Origin of the sequence: Sedimentitalea sp. XS_ASV28 (assembly GCF_041224545.1) — a bacterium.
Taxonomy (GTDB): domain Bacteria; phylum Pseudomonadota; class Alphaproteobacteria; order Rhodobacterales; family Rhodobacteraceae; genus Sedimentitalea.
On sequence record NZ_JBGFGP010000132.1, the window covers coordinates 36,630 to 55,482 of the forward strand.

18 protein-coding genes and 1 riboswitch are annotated in these 18,853 nt (G+C 63.5%); of the genes, 14 read left to right on the forward strand and 4 right to left on the reverse strand.

Annotation, left to right across the window (positions count from 1 at the left end):
• Positions 1–50: 50 nt before the first annotated feature.
• Both AB9K34_RS11910 and aroC read right to left on the reverse strand, forming a co-directional pair.
• Entirely contained in the window at positions 51–989 is a 939-nt protein-coding gene (locus tag AB9K34_RS11910) for a DMT family transporter (RefSeq protein WP_369954650.1), read from the reverse strand.
• A gap of 112 nt (positions 990–1,101) precedes the next feature.
• Positions 1,102–2,202, reverse strand: coding sequence for a chorismate synthase (aroC, locus tag AB9K34_RS11915; protein ID WP_369954651.1), 1,101 nt, complete (start codon positions 2,200–2,202; stop codon positions 1,102–1,104).
• Between the two features lie 167 nt (positions 2,203–2,369).
• Positions 2,370–2,469: riboswitch (TPP riboswitch) on the forward strand.
• A 33-nt stretch (positions 2,470–2,502) separates the two neighbouring features.
• Between aroC and thiB the strand changes: the two genes are divergently transcribed.
• The 10 genes from thiB (at position 2,503) to tal (ending at position 12,089) form a co-directional block, all read left to right on the forward strand.
• Positions 2,503–3,480, forward strand: a complete 978-nt coding sequence (thiB, locus tag AB9K34_RS11920; protein ID WP_369954652.1) for a thiamine ABC transporter substrate binding subunit — start codon at positions 2,503–2,505, stop codon at positions 3,478–3,480.
• Entirely contained in the window at positions 3,456–5,012 is a 1,557-nt protein-coding gene (locus AB9K34_RS11925; protein ID WP_369954653.1) for a thiamine/thiamine pyrophosphate ABC transporter permease ThiP, read from the forward strand. The genes thiB and AB9K34_RS11925 overlap by 25 nt, the downstream gene beginning before the upstream one ends.
• Positions 4,999–5,691: an ATP-binding cassette domain-containing protein gene (locus AB9K34_RS11930; protein WP_369954654.1), complete on the forward strand. Its 693-nt coding sequence runs from the start codon at positions 4,999–5,001 to the stop codon at positions 5,689–5,691. Before AB9K34_RS11925 ends, AB9K34_RS11930 begins: the two co-directional genes overlap by 14 nt.
• A gap of 98 nt (positions 5,692–5,789) precedes the next feature.
• On the forward strand, positions 5,790–6,419 hold the full coding sequence (locus AB9K34_RS11935) for an FMN-binding negative transcriptional regulator (RefSeq protein ID WP_369954655.1): 630 nt from the start codon (positions 5,790–5,792) through the stop codon (positions 6,417–6,419).
• A gap of 39 nt (positions 6,420–6,458) precedes the next feature.
• Complete coding sequence (locus AB9K34_RS11940; protein WP_369954702.1) at positions 6,459–7,073, forward strand: glutathione S-transferase; 615 nt, start codon at positions 6,459–6,461, stop codon at positions 7,071–7,073.
• A gap of 207 nt (positions 7,074–7,280) precedes the next feature.
• A complete protein-coding gene (gene petA, locus AB9K34_RS11945; RefSeq protein WP_369954656.1) occupies positions 7,281–7,865 on the forward strand; it encodes a ubiquinol-cytochrome c reductase iron-sulfur subunit in 585 nt (194 codons plus the stop codon).
• 11 nt (positions 7,866–7,876) lie between these two features.
• Positions 7,877–9,223, forward strand: coding sequence for a cytochrome b (gene petB, locus AB9K34_RS11950; RefSeq protein WP_369954657.1), 1,347 nt, complete (start codon positions 7,877–7,879; stop codon positions 9,221–9,223).
• Positions 9,224–9,240: 17 nt separating this feature from the next.
• Entirely contained in the window at positions 9,241–10,029 is a 789-nt protein-coding gene (locus tag AB9K34_RS11955; protein WP_369954658.1) for a cytochrome c1, read from the forward strand.
• 185 nt (positions 10,030–10,214) lie between these two features.
• Complete coding sequence (gene tpiA, locus AB9K34_RS11960; protein WP_369954659.1) at positions 10,215–10,961, forward strand: triose-phosphate isomerase; 747 nt, start codon at positions 10,215–10,217, stop codon at positions 10,959–10,961.
• 183 nt (positions 10,962–11,144) lie between these two features.
• Positions 11,145–12,089 carry a transaldolase gene (gene tal / locus AB9K34_RS11965; RefSeq protein WP_369954660.1) on the forward strand — a complete coding sequence of 315 codons (945 nt, stop codon included), beginning with the start codon at positions 11,145–11,147 and terminating at the stop codon, positions 12,087–12,089.
• A 14-nt stretch (positions 12,090–12,103) separates the two neighbouring features.
• Here tal and AB9K34_RS11970 read toward each other — a convergent pair whose 3' ends face one another.
• Both AB9K34_RS11970 and AB9K34_RS11975 read right to left on the reverse strand, forming a co-directional pair.
• Positions 12,104–13,093 carry an NADPH:quinone reductase gene (locus tag AB9K34_RS11970; RefSeq protein WP_369954661.1) on the reverse strand — a complete coding sequence of 330 codons (990 nt, stop codon included), beginning with the start codon at positions 13,091–13,093 and terminating at the stop codon, positions 12,104–12,106.
• Positions 13,094–13,299: 206 nt separating this feature from the next.
• Positions 13,300–13,764 (reverse strand): SH3 domain-containing protein, encoded by a 465-nt coding sequence (locus tag AB9K34_RS11975; protein WP_369954662.1) that lies wholly within the window; start codon positions 13,762–13,764, stop codon positions 13,300–13,302.
• A 181-nt stretch (positions 13,765–13,945) separates the two neighbouring features.
• On the opposite strand from AB9K34_RS11975, the gene AB9K34_RS11980 reads away from it, so the two are divergent.
• From AB9K34_RS11980 to AB9K34_RS11995, 4 genes are all read left to right on the forward strand, one after another.
• Positions 13,946–14,932 carry a 2-hydroxyacid dehydrogenase gene (locus AB9K34_RS11980; protein WP_369954663.1) on the forward strand — a complete coding sequence of 329 codons (987 nt, stop codon included), beginning with the start codon at positions 13,946–13,948 and terminating at the stop codon, positions 14,930–14,932.
• A 2-nt stretch (positions 14,933–14,934) separates the two neighbouring features.
• A complete protein-coding gene (gene thpR, locus AB9K34_RS11985) occupies positions 14,935–15,471 on the forward strand; it encodes an RNA 2',3'-cyclic phosphodiesterase (protein WP_369954664.1) in 537 nt (178 codons plus the stop codon).
• A gap of 54 nt (positions 15,472–15,525) precedes the next feature.
• Positions 15,526–17,316 (forward strand): gamma-glutamyltransferase, encoded by a 1,791-nt coding sequence (ggt, locus tag AB9K34_RS11990; RefSeq protein WP_369954665.1) that lies wholly within the window; start codon positions 15,526–15,528, stop codon positions 17,314–17,316.
• A gap of 62 nt (positions 17,317–17,378) precedes the next feature.
• Positions 17,379–18,782, forward strand: a complete 1,404-nt coding sequence (locus AB9K34_RS11995) for an FAD-binding oxidoreductase (protein ID WP_369954666.1) — start codon at positions 17,379–17,381, stop codon at positions 18,780–18,782.
• Positions 18,783–18,853: the final 71 nt, after the last annotated feature.

Here is an 18,853-nt window from a genome sequence, read left to right on the forward strand (position 1 = left end):
GCACACTGGCATGTGAAGCAGCGTGAGAAGTCTGTCAGAACCTGGACTTGTCAGCTCTTGGGATCGGTGACAGCGCGTGCGCGCGCGCGCTCGAGACCGAGCTGGTGCTCGCGCCAGATCACCAGAACGTTGCCGGCAATCACCAGCGCGGCCCCGCTCAGCATGACCGCCGTGGGCAGTTCGCCAAACCAGAAATACCCCAGCAGGATGGCGAATATCATCGAGGCATAGTCATAGGGCGCAAGCATCGAAGCCGGCCCGAAGCGGTAGGAAGAGGTGACCAGGATCTGTGCAACGCCGCCGATCAGACCGGCAAGGATCAGCAGACCCAGCGTGTCACGCTCCGGCACGACCCAGCCGAACGGCAGAGTCATCAGAGAAATCAGCGAGGCGGTCGCAGAGAAATAGAATACGATTGCCGCCGTATGCTCGGTCTGAACCAGCTTGCGGATGTGGATTTGCACGAATGCGCGGGCAATCGTCGCGGTGATGATGAACATTGCGCCAAGTGTCGCGCCGTCTTCGAGATCCGCGCCGCTTCCCAGACGCGGCCAGACCATGATCAGCACACCGACCAGCCCGACGAGCACCGCCGAAATCCGGATCATGCGGATGGTCTCGCCCAGCATGATGGCGGCCAGAATGACCGTGAAGATCGGGGTGGCATAGCCGATCGCCGTGACTTCGGGCAGTGGCAGCAGGCCCAGCCCGGCAAATGTCAGCGCCATCGCCATCGTGCCCAGCAGCCCGCGCCAGAAATGACCCATCGGTTGCCGGGTCACCAGACCGTTGCGCAATTCACCCCGCGCCGCCAGCCAGACGACGATCACGGGAATCGCGAAAAACGAGCGAAAGAACACCGCCTGGCCCGGCGGCACCTCTGCCGACGTCGCCTTGACCAGTGCCGCCATCACCGTGAACAGGCAGATTGCACACAGTTTGAGAGAGACCGCCAGCCCAGGTCGATGCGATGTTAACATTTTTGCCATGGCGTCTTCCTGCGCCCGAAACGCGGAAAGATCAATGGGCATCCGTCAGCACCGCACCGGCCGGTGCAGTTCCCGGCTCACCGCAGCGCGCGGAGGCGGTGACCGCCGCCCCTTACCCGATCTTGCCGCGATTTTCGCCCACCTGTCCGCGATGCAGCAACATGTGGTCGAGGATCACACAGGCCATCATCGCTTCGCCCACGGGAACCGCGCGGATACCGACACAGGGATCGTGACGGCCCTTGGTGATGATCTCGGTTTCCTCGCCCGTTCTGGTGATGGTCTTGCGCGTGGTCAGGATCGAACTGGTGGGTTTGACGGCAAACCGCACGACGATGTCCTGCCCGGTGCTGATGCCGCCGAGAATGCCGCCCGCATGATTCGAGCTGTATCTCGGGCCGCCCTGTCCCATGAAGATCTCGTCGGCATTCGCATCGCCGGTGAGCATCGCCGCCGACATGCCTTCGCCGATCTCGACCCCCTTGACCGCGTTGATGCTCATCATCGCGGCGGCAAGGTCGGTGTCGAGCTTGCCGTAGACCGGCGCCCCGAGCCCGGCGGGGACGCCACGGGCGACGACTTCGATGATCGCACCGACCGAATTTCCGGATTTGCGCAGGTCGTCAAGATACGCCGCCCATGTCCGGGCGGCCTCGGCATCGGGCGCCCAGAACGGATTCGCCTCGATCTGGGCCCAGTCGAACTGTGTCCGGTCGATCGCCTGTGCGCCCATCTGAACCATGTAGCCGGTGATCTGAACATCCGGCGCCAGCGCCCGGATCGCCTCGCGGGCGAGACCACCCGCCGCAACCCGCGACGCGGTTTCCCGTGCCGACGAGCGCCCGCCACCGCGATAATCGCGGATACCGTATTTCTGCCAATAGGTGATATCCGCATGACCCGGGCGGAACTTGTCCTTGATGTCGCCGTAATCCTTGCTGCGCTGGTCGGTGTTCTCGATCATCAACTGCACCGGGGTGCCGGTGGTCTGTCCCTCGAACACGCCGGACAGGATGCGCACCTGATCCGCTTCGCGACGCTGTGTCGTGTACCTGTTCTGTCCGGGTTTGCGCCGGTCCAGCCAGTGCTGGATCATCGACTCGTCAATCTCGACCCCCGGCGGGCACCCGTCGACCGTCGCGCCGAGCGCGGGACCGTGGCTTTCGCCCCATGTGGTGACACGGAACAGGTGGCCAAAGCTGTTGATCGACATGGGCAGGCTCCTTTTGGCCCGTGCTTTAGCCGGGGCAGGAAGGCGTCGCAAGCGATAGTCTGACGCCGGGGCGCTGCCCCCGCCGCCCTGCGGGCGGCTCCCCCGGAGTATTTCGCCAAAGATGAAGCGGCGGTCGCTTGTCATTCGTCGGGCCGCGATCTAGGGTTTTGGCAACCTCGGGGTGCCTTGACCGGCTGAGACGCGCGATGCGGACCCGTTGAACCTGAACCGGCTCGTACCGGCGTAGGAAAGGTCTGGACATCCTTCCGACCCTGCCCGTCGCCGCCAAGGGAGGATGCCATGAAACATCTCGCGATCGCCGCGGGCATTTGCGGTGCCACGGTCGCTACGGCAGAGACACCTGAACTGACCGTCTATACCTACGACAGTTTTGTTTCCGAATGGGGGCCGGGCCCGGCCATCGAGGCGGCCTTTGAGGAAACATGCAAATGTAACCTGACGCTGGTGGGCGCGGGCGACGGCGCCGCGCTGCTGGCGCGTCTCAAGCTGGAAGGGGCGCGCAGTGATGCGGATGTCGTTCTCGGGCTCGATACCAACCTGACTGCGGCGGCGATGGAGACCGGGCTGTTCGCGGAGCACGCCGTGCAGGCTGATTATGCCTTGCCGGTCCCGTGGAACGATCCGGTGTTCGTGCCCTATGACTGGGGGTATTTCGCCTTCGTACACGAGGCCGATGCCGCCGCGCCATCGAATTTCCGGGCATTGGGCGACAGCGACGCCAGGATCGTCATTCAGGACCCGAGGTCGTCGACTCCGGGGCTCGGGCTGCTGATGTGGGTCAAGGCCGCCTATGGCGACGAGGCCGCGGCGATCTGGCGGGGGCTGGCCGACAACATCGTGACGGTGACCAAGGGATGGAGTGAGGCCTATGGTCTGTTCCTGGACGGGGAGGCGGACATGGTGCTCTCCTACACCACCTCGCCGGCCTATCACCTGATCGCGGAAGAGGATGCCAGCAAGTCCGCCGCAGTCTTTGAGGAGGGCCATTACCTGCAGATCGAGGTGGCGGCCAGGCTGGCCAATTCAGATCAGCCCGAGCTGGCCGGGGCGTTTTTGCAATTCATGGTGACGGATGCGTTTCAATCGGTGATCCCGACCACAAACTGGATGTACCCGTCGGTCATGCCTGCGGGTGGGCTGCCACAGGGATTCGAGACGCTGGCCCAACCGGACAAGGCGCTGATCGTGCCCGCGCACGAAGCGGCCGCGTTGCGGGATGAAGCACTGGCAGAGTGGCTCGGCGCGCTCAGCCGATAGGTCATCGCGGCGGGATCGGCGCGGCGGCAATCGTCGCGATGCTGATCCTGGGCGCGTTGATCGCGGTCGCCCTGCGCGCCGAGACCAGTCGCGGGATGGGACCGTCCGACTGGGCGGCGGTGCGCTTCACCGTGCTGCAGGCTGCGCTTTCTGCGCTGTTCAGTGTCGCGCTTGCCGTGCCGGTGGCACGCGCGCTCGCCCGACGGCGTTTCCCGGGACGGCGGCTGTTGATCGTGCTGCTGGGTGCGCCGTTCATCCTGCCGGTGATCGTTGCCGTACTGGGCTTGCTCGCGGTGTTCGGGCGGAATGGCTGGATCAGCGTGGCGCTTGGCGCGGTCGGATTGCCGCCGCTGCAGGTTTACGGGCTGCATGGTGTGGTGCTGGCGCATGTGTTCCTGAACCTGCCGTTGGCGACGCGGTTGATCCTGCAAGGCTGGCAGGAAATCCCCGCGGAGCGGTTTCGCCTCGCCGCGCAACTGGGTGCCGGGCCGCATGCGATGTGGCGCCTTCTGGAGCGTCCGATGCTGTGGCAGGTCGCGCCCGGCGTTCTTGCCGTGGTCTTCGCGATCTGCCTGACCAGCTTTGCGGTGGCGCTGACGCTGGGTGGCGGTCCCAAGGCCACGACGATAGAACTCGCGATCTATCAGGCGTTTCGCTTTGATTTCGATCTCGGACGTGCGGCGCTTCTGTCCTGCATCCAGATCGTGCTGACCGGCATGGCGGCGATGATTGCGCTGCGCACGTCGCGGGGCGACGGGTTTGGCGGCGGGCTGGACCGCCCGGTGCAGCGATGGGACGCCCGCAATCCCATCGCCCGCGTCCTGGACGGTTCCATCATCCTGTTTACCGCCGGGTTCCTGTTGTTGCCTCTCGCAGCGATCTTTCTCTCGGGGCTTGGCGGATTGGCCAGGCTTCCCGCAAGCGTGATTGCGGCGACGATGAATTCGGTCCTTGTCGCTGCGATCAGCGCGCTGATCACGCTGGCCCTGGCGCTGCCCATGGCGGTGGCAGTGGCGCTTGGACGGGGGGTGTTCGTCGAGTTTGCCGGGTTGCTCGGGCTGGCCGCATCGCCGCTGGTCATCGGGACCGGATTTTTCGTGGTGGTGTATCCGCTCGTCAATCCGACCGCGTTGTCCTTGCCGGTGACGGCCCTTGTCAACGCGTTGATGGCCCTGCCCTTTGCGCTGCGCATCCTGGTCCCGCGCGCGCGGCAGGTGATCGAGCGCAGCGGGCGACTGGCGCTGACGCTGGGCATGGCGGGCCGACCGTTCCTGCGCCGCGTTCTGTTGCCCCGCATGCGGGCGCAGATCGGTTTTGCCGCAGGGCTCTCGGCGGCCTTGTCGATGGGAGATCTCGGGGTGATCACCCTGTTTGCCGATTCCGAACAGGCGACACTGCCCTTGCAGGTGTTCCGGCTCATGGGGGCATATCAGATGGAGACGGCGGCGGCGGCGGCGGTGTTGCTGCTGTCGATGTCGATCGCCCTGTTCTGGCTTCTGGATCGCGGGGGGCGCTGGCATGCTGAGGCTTGAAAAGCTCGTAATCGACAATGGCGGCTTCACGCTCTCGGCTGATTTCGCCATCGAAGCGGGCCGCAAGGTTGCGATCATAGGGCCGTCTGGCGCGGGAAAGTCCACCCTGATCGGGGGGATCGCGGGGTTTCATCCGGTTGCGGCGGGTCGCCTGATCTGGGACGGCAAAGACCTGACCGACAGGCCCCCCGGTGCGCGACCGCTTGCGATGCTGTTTCAGGATGGCAACCTGTTTCCGCATCTGACCATCGCGCAGAATGTGGGCCTCGGACTGAATCCGAACCTGCGGCTGGACAGGATGCAATGGCGGCAGGTCGAAACCGCGATTGCACATGTCGGGCTTCACGGGATGGGCGCACGTAAACCTGCCGCGCTCTCGGGTGGCCAGCAAAGCCGCGCCGCGCTGGCCCGGGTTTTGATCCAGGACCGGCCATTGTTATTGCTCGATGAGCCCTTTGCCGCTCTGGGACCGGCTCTGAAGAACGAGATGCTGGACCTTGTTGACAGGCTGGCGTCCGAGACCGGCGCGACCGTCCTGATGGTCAGCCATGATCCGCAGGATGCCCGCCGGATCGCGGATGAGATCGTTTTGGTGGCCGATGGCATTGCCCACGCGCCGCAATCTGCGGCGCCGCTTCTGGACGATCCGCCGCCGGCGCTGCGGGCCTATCTCGGTTAGGTCCGAAACGGTTCGTGCAGACCCAGATGTTCACCGCACTGACCCTTGCCAAAATCGGCCCCGCGCTGCATGAGTGAGCATTCACTGGAGTCAGGCAGATGCATCCCAACCCGGCATACCGCACCGCAGACGCGCAGACGAATATCGATTTTGCACGCGAACGCGGGTTTGGTGTCTTGGCGGTTGCGGCCGATGACGGTGCGCCGAACCTGTCGCATGTGCCATTCCTTCTGTCGGATGACGGGGCGAGTGCGGATTTGCATCTGGTGCGGTCCAACCCGATCGCGCGCGGTGCAACTCCGCGACCGGCACGGATCGCCGTTTCGGGACCCGACAGCTATATATCGCCCGACTGGTACGGCCTCGTGGATCAGGTCCCGACATGGAATTACATTGCGGTGCATCTGACCGGAGTGTTGGAGCGGCGACCACAGGACGAGTTGCGCGACATTCTGGATCGGGAATCGGCGTTTTTCGAATCTCGCCTTCTGCCCAAGACACCGTGGCGTGCCGACAAGATGGACGGCGACGCACTGGACCGGATGATGCGCATGATCGTTCCCTATCGTCTGCGGATCGAGGCGGTGGATGGAACCTGGAAGCTGAACCAGAACAAGCCCGATGACGCACGCCTTGGCGCGGCGGACCATGTCGAAGCCTCCGGCATCGGAGCGGAAACAGCGTCGCTCGCCGCCCTGATGCGCGCCGCGGATGGACAGGGCGGATAGGTGCGGTAGTCTGGTGCAAACAACACGGGACCCATCATGATGAAGCTCTATCACTCTCCCGCCTCGCCATATGTCCGCAAGGTTTGTGTGCTGCTGCATGAACTGAACCGGACCGATGCGGTCGAACTGAAAACGGTCACGACAACGGTGATGGCCTCGGACGACGGGCTCAAGGCGGCCAATCCGCTCGCGAGGCTGCCCTCGCTGGAACGGCCCGAGGGCACCACGCTCTATGACAGCCGGGTGATCACCGCCTACCTGAATGACCTGTATGGCGGCGGTCTGTATCCGCAGGGCGGCGCGCGATGGGACACCCTGACACTTGAGGCGACCGGCGACGGGATGATGGATTCGGCGGTCTCGATGGCCTACGAAGTGCGGCTGCGCCCGGAAGAGCGGCAATCGACCGACTGGCTCGAGGCACAATGGAGCAAGATCACCCGAGCGCTCGCGGCCCTGAACGCGCGCTGGATGAGCCATCTTTCGGGGCCGGTCACGATGGGGCACGTGTCCGTCGGCTGCGCGCTTGGATATCTCGATTTCCGGCATGGCCCGCGCAACTGGCGGCATGGCAACGACGCGCTGGCGGCGTGGTTCGCCGAGTTCGAATCGCGGGCATCGATGCAGGCAACCCGCCCGCCTGCCGACGCATGATACCGGTTCAGGAGCTGAAACGGCCCGATCCGGGGCGCGCCCAACCGACGCAGTTGCGACACAGCAGCCCAATTGCGGCATCCTGCGCGCCTATGACCGCTGGACGAAGGAGGACCACAACGATAATACGCCCGTGAGAAGCTGCATGAAAATGCGGCCCTTATGCATATTTGCCCGGACCCGGGCGCAGGAATTGGAGTAAACCTCGTGTCCCACGCAGAAGACCACGAAGGCACCCGGAGAGATTTCCTCTACTTTGCCACTGCTGGCGCCGGAGCCGTAACCGCAGGGGCCGCCATCTGGCCGCTGGTCAATCAGATGAACCCGTCCGCCGATGTTCAGGCGCTGTCGTCGATCCGCGTCGACGTGGCCAATGTCGAAGTCGGCACCCAGATCAGTGTCAAGTTTCTCGGCAAACCGGTCTTTATCCGCCGTCGCACGCAGGAAGAGATCGACGAGGCGAATGCAGTCGACATATCGGACCTGCCCGATCCGCTTGCACGCAACGCGAACATTTCGGCTGGATCACCGGCAACCGACCCGAACCGGGGCCTGCTGCCTCCCGGTGCCGAGGCGGGATCGGACAGCGAATGGCTGGTCATGATGGGCGTCTGCACCCACCTGGGATGCGTTCCGCTGGGCGATGGGGCCGGTGATTTCGATGGCTGGTTCTGCCCGTGCCACGGCTCGCACTATGATACAGCCGGACGTATCCGCAAAGGACCCGCGCCCGAGAACCTGCCGGTTCCGTTGGCCGAGTTCGTCGACGACACAACGATCCAACTGGGATAAGGGAGCACATCATGTCCGGTATTCCGCACGATCATTACGAGCCCAAGACCCGTGGCGAAAAGTGGCTGCACAGCCGCCTGCCCATCGTTGGCTTGCTTTATGACACGATCATGATCCCCACGCCCAAGAACCTGAACTGGATGTGGATCTGGGGTATCATCCTGACTTTCTGCCTGGCGCTGCAGATCGTCACCGGGATCGTCCTGGTGATGCATTACACGCCGCATGTCGACATGGCCTTTGCCAGCGTCGAGCACATCATGCGCAACGTCAATGGCGGCTACATGCTGCGCTACCTGCACATGAACGGCGCGTCGCTGTTCTTTATCGCGGTCTACGCGCATATTTTCCGTGGCCTGTACTATGGCAGCTACAAGGCGCCGCGCGAAATCACCTGGATCATCGGCATGCTGATCTTCCTGGCGATGATGGGCACAGGTTTCATGGGCTATGTTCTGCCCTGGGGTCAGATGTCGTTCTGGGGTGCAACGGTGATCACCGGCCTGTTCGGTGCGATCCCGTTCATCGGTGACAGCATCCAGACATGGCTGCTCGGCGGACCGGCGGTCGACAATGCCACGCTGAACCGCTTCTTCAGCCTGCATTATCTGCTGCCCTTCGTGATCGTCGGGCTGGTTGCGGTGCATATCTGGGCTTTCCACACCACCGGCAACAACAACCCCACCGGGGTCGAGGTGCGCCGGGGCTCGAAAGCCGAGGCCGAGAAAGACACGGTTCCGTTCTGGCCCTATTTCGTGATCAAGGATCTGTTTGCCCTCGCGGTGATCCTGGTGGTCTTCTGGGCAATCGTCGGGTTCATGCCGAACTATCTCGGGCACCCGGACAACTATATCGAAGCCAACCCGCTGGTGACGCCTGCGCATATCGTTCCGGAATGGTACTTCCTGCCCTTCTACGCGATCCTGCGTGCCTTCACGTCCGAGGTCTGGGTCGTTCAGATCGCCTCTTTCATCACCGGCGGCATCATCGACGCCAAATTCTTCGGCGTGCTGGCGATGTTCGGTGCCATTGCGGTCATGGCGATCGTACCTTGGCTCGATACCTCCTCGGTCCGGTCGGGTCGCTATCGTCCGATGTTCAAATGGTGGTTCTGGCTGCTGGTCATCGACTTCTTCGCGCTGATGTGGCTGGGTGCCATGCCTGCGGAAGAACCCTATGCGACCTTCTCGCTGATCGCCTCGGCCTACTGGTTCGCCTATTTCCTGGTGATCCTGCCAATCATGGGCGTGATCGAGAAACCCGACCCGCAACCGGCGACCATCGAAGAGGATTTCGAGGCGCATTATGGCAAGACAGCTGATGCCGGCAAGGATGCCGCAGCGGCCCCAGCCGAATAAGAAGAGGACCGGGACAGATGATCAAACAACTCGCACTCAGTGCCGCCCTCGCCCTCGCGCCTGTCGCCAGCTTTGCGGCCGGCGATGAAGAGCAGCATATCGAGGACTTTGCGTTCTCGTTCGAAGGCCCGTTCGGCACCTATGACCAGCAGCAGCTGCAACGCGGCCTGCAGATCTATACCGAGGTCTGCGCCGCCTGCCACGGCATGCGCTATGTGCCGTTGCGCACGCTTGCGGACAAGGATGGCGTTGGCCTCTCCGATGTCGCCGTGCGTGCCTATGCTGCGCTGAACTTCGAAGTGTTCGACCCCGAGCTGGACGATTTTCGTCCGGCCAAGCCGACCGACCACTTTCCGGCAAACGACGCGGTCGGCGCGCCCGACCTCAGCCTGATGGCCAAGGCCCGCGCCGGGTTCCACGGCCCCTATGGCCTGGGCCTGAACCAGCTCTTCAAGGGCATGGGCGGCGCGGAATATATCGCCTCACTGCTGAACGGTTATACCGGCGAAGAAAAGGAAGAGGCCGGCACGATCCTCTACGAGAACACCGCGTTCGCCGGCGGCTGGATCTCGATGGCGCCGCCGCTTTCGGATGATCTGGTCGAATTCGCCGACGGCCGCGCCAGCACCGTGCGCAACATGTCCGAGGATGTGTCCGCCTTCCTGATGTGGGCCGCCGAGCCCAAGATGATGGCGCGCAAGCAGGCCGGTTTTGTCGGCGTGCTGTTCCTGACCTTGCTGTCGGTTCTGCTCTATCTGACGAACAAGCGTATCTGGGCACCGATCAAAGGCAAGAAAACCGCCTGATCCGGATCACGCCCCCGTAACATCAACTCCCGCATCCCCGGTGCGGGAGTTTTTTTGTGCCCTTGCGCGCCTTGCGACACCCAGCTTTACGAGTGCCTTCGGATGTCCGGTTCGTGGGCCATCCCGGCCTTGCAGATGTCAGGCTTGCGGGTATCATCCACACCTGCCGAAAACAAGGAACCACCATGCCCAAGAAACTCGCTGCCGGAAACTGGAAAATGAACGGGACACGCGCCGCCGAACCCGAGGTCGCGACGTTGCGCGGCGCGCTCGGGCAGGTCGCTTGCGATGTGCTGCTTTGTCCACCGGCAACTCTGATCGCGCCAATGGCGTCCTGGGCTGCGGGGTCGGGCCTGCTTGTGGGCGGGCAGGATTGCCATTTCAGTGAGTCCGGAGCACATACCGGTGACATTTCCGCGCCGATGCTGTCGGATGCCGGTGCAAGCCACGTCATTCTCGGCCATTCGGAGCGCCGTGCGGATCATGGCGAAACCAACGATCTGGTCAGGGCCAAGGCCGGGGCAGCACTGGCGGCCGGGCTGGTTGCCGTGGTCTGCGTCGGCGAGACCGAGGCCGAACGCGACGCCGGGCGCGCGCTGGACATCGTTGGTGAGCAGATCGCCGGTTCTCTGCCAGATGGCGTAACCGGGGCCAACACGGTGATCGCCTATGAACCGGTCTGGGCGATCGGCACCGGGCGAACCCCGACTCTGGAGCAGATCGGTGAAATGCACGATTTCATGCGCGAGACGCTGACCCGCCAACTGGGCACCGAGGCACGCACGCTGCGCCTGCTGTATGGCGGGTCGGTCAAGCCCGGCAATGCGCCGGAGATATTCGCGGTGCCGAATGTGGATGGCGCGCTGGTCGGTGGCGCATCGCTCAAGGCATCGGATTTCCTGGCGATCATCCGCGCGCTTGACGCGGCCTGATTTCCACGCATCCGACAGGCATCAACGCGGTGGTCAAATTTGCCCGAACCCGGTATGTCGGCTGCAAATCCGGCTTTGCCACGGCACCCGTATCGCATTGTTCGAACTTGTGGCTGGCAAGCGCGCCGGGTCGAACCATCGGTATCGTCAACCGCACCCGTCCCGGGCACAGGAGAACAGAAAATGACAACCATTCTCGATCAACTCAGGGCCATGACCGTCGTGGTCGCCGACACCGGCGAAGTCGAGGCGGTCAAGGCCCACGCACCGGTTGATTGCACGACCAACCCCTCGCTGGTTCTCGGCGCGCTCAAGGATCCGGCCTCCGAAGACCTGGTCGCGCGCGAAATCGAGGCAGGGCAGAAGGCCGGGCTCAGCCCCGCAGCGGTGTGTGACGCGCTCACCGTGGCCGTCGGAACCGAGCTGGCTGCTCTCGTCCCAGGTCGCGTTTCGACCGAGGTCGATGCCTGCCTCTCCTTTGACACCGACGCGTCCGTGACCCGCGCCCGCAACATTATTGCCGATTATGACGCGCGCGGCGTGAACAAGGATCGCATCCTGATCAAACTCGCCTCCACCTGGGAGGGCATCCGCGCCGCAGAGGTGCTTCAGGGCGAGGGCATCGACTGCAACCTGACATTGCTTTTCAGCCTCGCGCAGGCCGTTGCCTGCGCCGATGCCGGCGCTTTCCTGATCTCTCCCTTCGTGGGCCGGATCACCGACTGGTACAAGAAGGCGGAAAATGTCGAAACCTATACGCCAGACGAGGATCCCGGCGTAAAATCGGTGCGACGGATCTATTCCTATTACAAGGCCAACGCTATCGACACGGTTGTGATGGGCGCCTCGTTCCGCAGCACGGAACAGATCAAGGCCCTGGCCGGTTGCGACCGCCTGACCATCGCGCCCAAGTTGCTGGATCAGCTCGACAGCGAAACGGGCACCCTGCCACGGGTCCTGTCACCGGACAGTGCGGGTGAGATTGCCAGGATCGAGATGGACGAAAAAACCTTCCGTTGGGACATGAACAGCGACGCGATGGCGACCGAAAAGCTCGCCGAGGGGATTCGCAATTTCGACGCGGATCACAAGAAGCTGATCGCCCTCATCGCCGATCGCATGGCCTGAAGACCGTCTGCCGGTCAGCCGGTGCCCAGCAGAATGGCGCCGGCCCGGTTTCCCGCCTCGACCGCTTCATGGGCCGCCGCGCATTCGGCGAGCGGATAGACCCGCTCGACCGGACAGCGCAGCGCCCCCTCGGCCAACGCGTGATTGAGCCGGTCGATTGTCGATTTGCGCTGGTCCTCTCCAAGCAGGTAGATCAACGCAATCTCGATGGTCACCGCCTTGAAGAGCAGCGGATAGAAGGGCAGCGCGGGCTGCATTTCGAGCGCGGACCCATAGGCGCAGATCGTGCCGTTCTCGGCGATTACCTCGGTATCCGCCGCGATATTGCGGCCGAATTCCACCTCGACGATACGATCTATGGGCCGGCCGGAATTTGCCGCGAGGATCCGCCCTCCCAGATCGGGTGCCGCATAGTCGACCATGGCATCTGCCCCGGCTTCGCGGGCGCGCTCCGCACCGCGCCCGCGTGCGGTGGCGATGACGTGCGCACCACCCCATTTCGCCAGTTGCACCGCCAACAGTCCGACCGTACCGGCGCCGCCCTGTATCAAAAGGGTCTTGCCCGCGACGTCACCGCCGCTGAAGACGGTAAAGGCCGCAGTCAGTCCGGGAATGCCCAACACGGCCCCGGTTTCGAAATCGACACTGTCCGGCAGTGTCACGGCCTGTGATTGTGGCGGGGTGATCCGGCTGGCCGCCGTGCCAAAGGCCCGCCGCCATTGCCCGTTCCATATCCAGACGCGCTCACCGATCCGTGCCGCGTCAACGCCCTCGCCCACCGCGCTGATCACACCAGCCCCGTCGCTGTGCGGGATCACCAGTGGGAAAGGCGGGCGGGTCACGCCGGGTCGAGAGCCGGCGCGCGCCTTGACGTCGGACGGGTTGACCCCGGAAAACAGCAGATCGACGGTCACCTCGCCCGCCTCGGGACGTGGCGTTTCGATTTCTTCTAACCGGAGTACGTCGCGCGCCCCGCCGAACCGATCATAAACAACAGCTTTCAAGTCCCGATCCTTTCAGCGTGTTTCACAGGGGATAACAGAGTGCACCATAGCGGCCCGTGTCCGCGCGTCGAGTGGGGATTGCAGGACCGGACATGCCCTTGATGCGTCGCGCGATGAACCGCACGCACCGGGCGCTGCCTGAAATCGGGGATTTTGCAGCTATCAGGTGATACGAGATGTTTCAGGTGATCGCGAAACGCCCCGGCTCAGTCCCGGATTTCGTCAGGGGCCACGCCCCACAGGTCTTCTTTCGCGGCCCAGCCACGGTAGCCGCCCGCGCTGATCTGGCACCAGTCGGGTTCGCACGCGCCCAACCGGGCCACGACGCCCAGTTCGAATGCCGCCTTGATCGGAGAGCTGGGATCGGGCCGCGCATGTATCGCGAGCATGTCTTTCTCTACCAGCACCGTGCGCACGCCGGACAACAACGCATAATGCACCCATCCACCGGCACCATCGCGATCTTGAACCCGGCGCCAGTGGCCATGTTCGGCGGTGATCTGAACCGGCATGTCGCGACGCTTGAAAACCCAATCGATCCGATGGGTCAGGGATGGACCACGCCGCACGTTGCCTTCGTTCGCCTTCATCGAAACATAACGTGGAAGCGGCAGGTTGGTGACCGGTCCGCGTTCGGGCGCCCCCAGAGACGCGGTGGCACCGCTGGTCATGACCAACGCCAGACACACCGCCGCGCAAAGACGTCGCATCGAATCCTGAATTTTCACTTTCCGTCTGCCTGCTCTCAAGAAAACTGCCGAGTGTTTTTCGCGTGGGGTTCTTGTGCCCCGATGCTTACTGCGCCACCATGACACGGCGCGAAGCGATTTGAAAAGCGGCGGGAGAGACAGAGTGCCAAGAGAACGTCTGAGTGTTGTTGTTACGCGACGGTTGCCGGAACAGGTCGAAACCCGGCTCAGCGAATTGTTCCACGTCAAGCTGCGTGACGACGATACCCCCATGTCCCGTTCCGAACTGGCCGAGGCAATGCGCGATGCGGATGTTCTCGTCCCGACCGTCACCGACGATATCGATGCGCGGCTGATCGGACAGGCGGGCGGGCGCCTGAAGCTGATTGCCAATTACGGCGCGGGCGTCGATCACATCGACGTTGCAACCGCGCGGCAGCGCGGCATCCTGGTCAGCAACACGCCCGGCGTCCTGACCGATGACACCGCCGACATGACCATGTCGCTGCTGCTCGCCGTGACGCGCCGCATACCCGAGGGTCTGGCCATCATGCAAAAGGGCGAATGGCAGGGCTGGGCGCCCACTGCGCTGCTTGGCGGTCGGGTGGGCGGGCGACGCCTTGGCATTCTCGGCATGGGCCGCATCGGACAGGCGGTCGCGCGCCGCGCCGCAGCCTTCGGGATGCAGGTGCATTATCACAACCGCAAACGTCTGCGCCCCGAGATCGAGGAACGTTACGAGGCGACCTATTGGGAGAGTCTGGATCAGATGGTCGCGCGGATGGATGTGATTTCGGTCAATTGCCCATCCACGCCCAGCACGTTTCACCTGATGAACGCGCGTCGGCTCAAGCTGATGAAACCCACTGCGGTGATCGTCAACACCAGCCGGGGCGAGGTGATCGACGAAAACGCGCTGGCGCGGATGCTTGCCGCCGGTGAACTGGCGGGGGCCGGACTTGACGTCTACGAACACGGCACCGATGTGAATCCCACGCTGCGCGATCTGCCCAATGTCGTGCTGCTTCCGCATATGGGCTCGGCCACGCTTGAGGGACGGATCGAGATGGGCGAGAAGGTCATCATCAACATCAAGACCTTCGAAGACGGTCACCGCCCGCCCGATCAGGTCGTTCCCTCCATGCTCTGAGCGTGCGGTGCTTTGTTGCCATTCCCGTTCCGGACCACCTGCGCGACGCGCTTGTCTCGGTGCAGGCGCATCTGCCGCTGGGTCGGCCGGTGGCGCGCGAGAATCTGCATCTGACGCTGGCCTTTCTCGATGAGCAGCCAGAGGACAGGCTCGAAGAATTGCATGCCGAGCTGGACCGGGTACGGGCTGCCGCATTCACCCTGTCGCTCTCTGGCCTCGGGTGCTTTGGCGGTGACAAGCCCCGTTTGATCTTTGCGGATGTCTCGCCCAGCCCGGCACTGGAAGACGTGCACCGCAAGATTCTGGGCGCTGCCCGCCGCGCCGGTATCGCCCTCGCCCGCCGACGGTTTCATCCGCATGTCACCCTCGCCCGCATACGCCCCGGTAGCGCTGGCGCGGATCGCATCGCGGCGGCGATCTCCGGGCTGGGCGACAGGCCTCTCCCCAGCATGCCGGTGAGCTCCATGTCGCTGTTCCGCTCCGACCTGCGTCCGGACGGGCCGATCTATGACGAACTCGCGCATTATGACCTGATCTAAGGGGTTTTGCGATCAGGGGTTGTGCGCGTAAGGTTGATGTCGGGAGGAACCGCTATGACACGCACACTAATCTGCCTGGCTCTGAGTACCGCTCTTGCCCTGCCTGCGCTGGCACAGGAAACCGCCGACAGCGTTGCGCCAGAGGGCGCGGCGAGGACTGAGTTCGCCGGGGGCTCAGCCGCCGTGGAGGCAGCACTTGCGGCCAAAGAGGCGAATAAGCCGGTCAAGGCTGACAAATGGATGGTTGCCGCCGCGAATCCGCTCGCGGTCGAGGCGGGCGCGGACATCCTGCGCGCCGGTGGCAGCGCGGCGGATGCGATGGTCGCGGTACAGACCGTTCTGGGTCTGGTCGAGCCGCAATCGTCGGGCATTGGAGGCGGGGCCTTCCTCGTCTGGTATGACGCGGCCAGCGAAACGCTGACAACGCTGGACGGGCGCGAAACCGCTCCGCTCGCCGCGACGCCGAGACTGTTTCAGGACGAGAACGGCGAACCGCTCGCGTTCTTCGATGCCGTCGTGGGGGGCCGCTCGGTCGGAACGCCCGGCACACCCGCATTGCTGGCCGAGGCACATCGCAGATGGGGCCGCACACCCTGGCCAACCCTGTTTGGTGCTGCAATCGATCATGCCGAGGACGGTTTCGCCGTGTCTCCGCGCCTTGCGGACCTGATCGCCGGCGACGCCGAGCGTCTTGGCCGTTTTCCGGCGACCGCCGCCTATTTCCTGCCGGATGGTGCGCCGCTGCAAGCAGGTCAGATCCTGCGCAACCCCGACTATGCGGCGACGCTGCGCGCCCTCGCGTCCGACGGGATCGACGCGTTTTACACCGGGCCGATCGCAGCCGATATCGCCGCCACCGTCGCCAATGCACCGGGTAATCCGGGCATGCTGTCGCAACTGGACCTTGCCATATACAAGGTGCGGGAACGCGCGCCGGTCTGCACAACATACCGGGCGCATGATATATGCGGCATGGGTCCCCCATCCTCGGGGGCGCTGACGGTGGGGCAGATTCTCGGAATGCTTGCCCCCTATGATATCGGCAAACTTGGTCCGCAAAGCGCCGAAAGCTGGCGATTGATCGGTGATGCCAGCCGCCTCGCCTTTGCCGATCGCGGCCGCTACATGGCCGATAGCGATTTTGTTCCAGTACCGGCACGGGGGCTGCTCGATCCCGGATACCTGAAAGGACGGGCCGAATTGCTGGGCGGAGATGATGCCCTGCCCGAAACAGCGCCCGGAACGCCGGAGTTCGATCACGCCCTGTTGCTCGCCGATGACGAGTCCATCGAACTGCCATCGACCTCGCATATCTCGATTGTCGATCAATATGGCAACGTATTGTCCATGACGACCACCATCGAAAACGGCTTTGGCTCGCGCCTGATGGTGCGGGGGTTCCTGCTGAACAACGAACTCACCGATTTCTCCTTCCGCAGTCATAGCGATGGCGTCCCGATTGCCAACCGCATCGAACCCGGCAAGCGCCCGCGCTCGTCCATGGCACCGACCATCGTGATGAAAGACGGGAAACCCGTGCTTGCCATCGGATCACCCGGCGGCAGCCGGATCATCGGCTATGTCGCCAGCGGCATCATAGGCTGGCTCGATTGGGGGCTGAACATTCAGGAGGCTCTGTCCTTGCCCCATGCGGTCAACCGTTTTGGGACCTATGATCTGGAAGAAGGAACCGACGCCGAAAAATTGCAGGAGCCCCTGGCGGCAATGGGATACGAGATCAACCTGCGGGATCTGACGTCGGGCCTTCACGCGATCGAGATAACCCCCGACGGGTTGCTCGGAGCGGCCGATCCGAGGCGCGAGGGAATTGCCATGGGCGAATAGTCGGACCTTGTGGGTCACCGCAAACTGCTTCAGATATTGGGGGAACAGCAAGAGGTGACATCATGGTTCAGGCCACTGACCTGCCCCGCAACGAAGACGGAATCTCCGCCGCACTTGGCATTCTCAAGCAGCGTTTTGGCGACAGGTTCCAGACCGGTGCATCCATCCGCGAGCAGCACGGCCACACGACGACATGGATCAGGAACCAGCCGCCCGATGGCGTCGTGTTTCCGCACTCCACTGACGAGGTTGCAGAGATCGTCAGGATTTGCGCGGCCCACAAGGTGCCGCTTATTCCGTTCGGCGTCGGGACCTCTCTCGAAGGGCATGTGAATGCCCCGGCGGGTGGCATTTCGATGGACATGGGGCAGATGAACGAGATCCTCGCGGTCTATCCCGAAGACCTGAACTGCGTTGTGCAACCTGGCGTCACCCGTGAGCAGTTGAACGCCCATCTGCGCGATCAGGGCCTGTTCTTTCCCATCGATCCGGGTGCCAACGCGACCATCGGCGGCATGACGGCAACCCGCGCTTCGGGCACCAATGCGGTGCGCTATGGCACGATGAAGGACAATGTGCTGGCGCTCGAGGCGGTCATGGCCAATGGTGATGTCATCAAGACCGCGCAGCGCGCCAAGAAATCCTCGGCCGGTTATGATCTGACCCGTCTGCTGGTCGGCTCTGAGGGAACGCTGGGCATCATCACCAAGATCACCTTGCGGCTTCAGGGCATTCCCGAAGCGATGTCCTCGGCGCGATGCTCGTTCGAAACCGTAGATGCGGCCTGCCAGGCTGTGATGGCAACAATCCAGTATGGGGTTCCGGTGGCGCGGATGGAACTGCTCGACACTGCATCGGTCGAGGCGGTGAATGCCTATTCCAAGCTCGATCTGCCGGTGTCGCCGCTGCTTCTGCTCGAATTTCACGGCTCTGAAAGCAGCGTCGCCGAACAGGCAGCGATGTTCGGCGAGATTGCCAAGGATGTGGGCGGCACAGGATTCGAATGGACCTCGAATGCCGAGGAGCGCAACCGACTCTGGCAGGCACGGCATGACTATTACTGGGCGACACTCCAGGTCAGCAAGGGCAAGAGCGGAATTGCCACCGACGTCTGCGTTCCGATTTCACGTCTCGCGGAGTGCGTCGCCCGCAACAACGAGATGATCGAGGAATTGGGGCTGATCGGAATGGTCGTCGGCCATGTGGGCGACGGAAATTTCCACACCACTCTGCTGATCGACCTTGATGATCCCGAGGAAGTCGCCCGCGCCGAGCAGTTTGTCGGCAAGCTGAACGACCTCGCGATCTCCATGGACGGGACCTGTACCGGAGAACACGGCATCGGGCAGGGCAAGCGCCCCTACCTGACGCGCGAACTGGGCGACAGCACACGCTATATGGCTGCGATCAAGGCGGCGTTCGATCCCGACAACATCCTCAATCCCGGCAAGATCCTCTCGAACTGAGCGTCATGCGATGGTCCGGGGCGCAGTCACATGCCCCCGGACCGTACCGAATACCGTGGCTCGGACAGGAC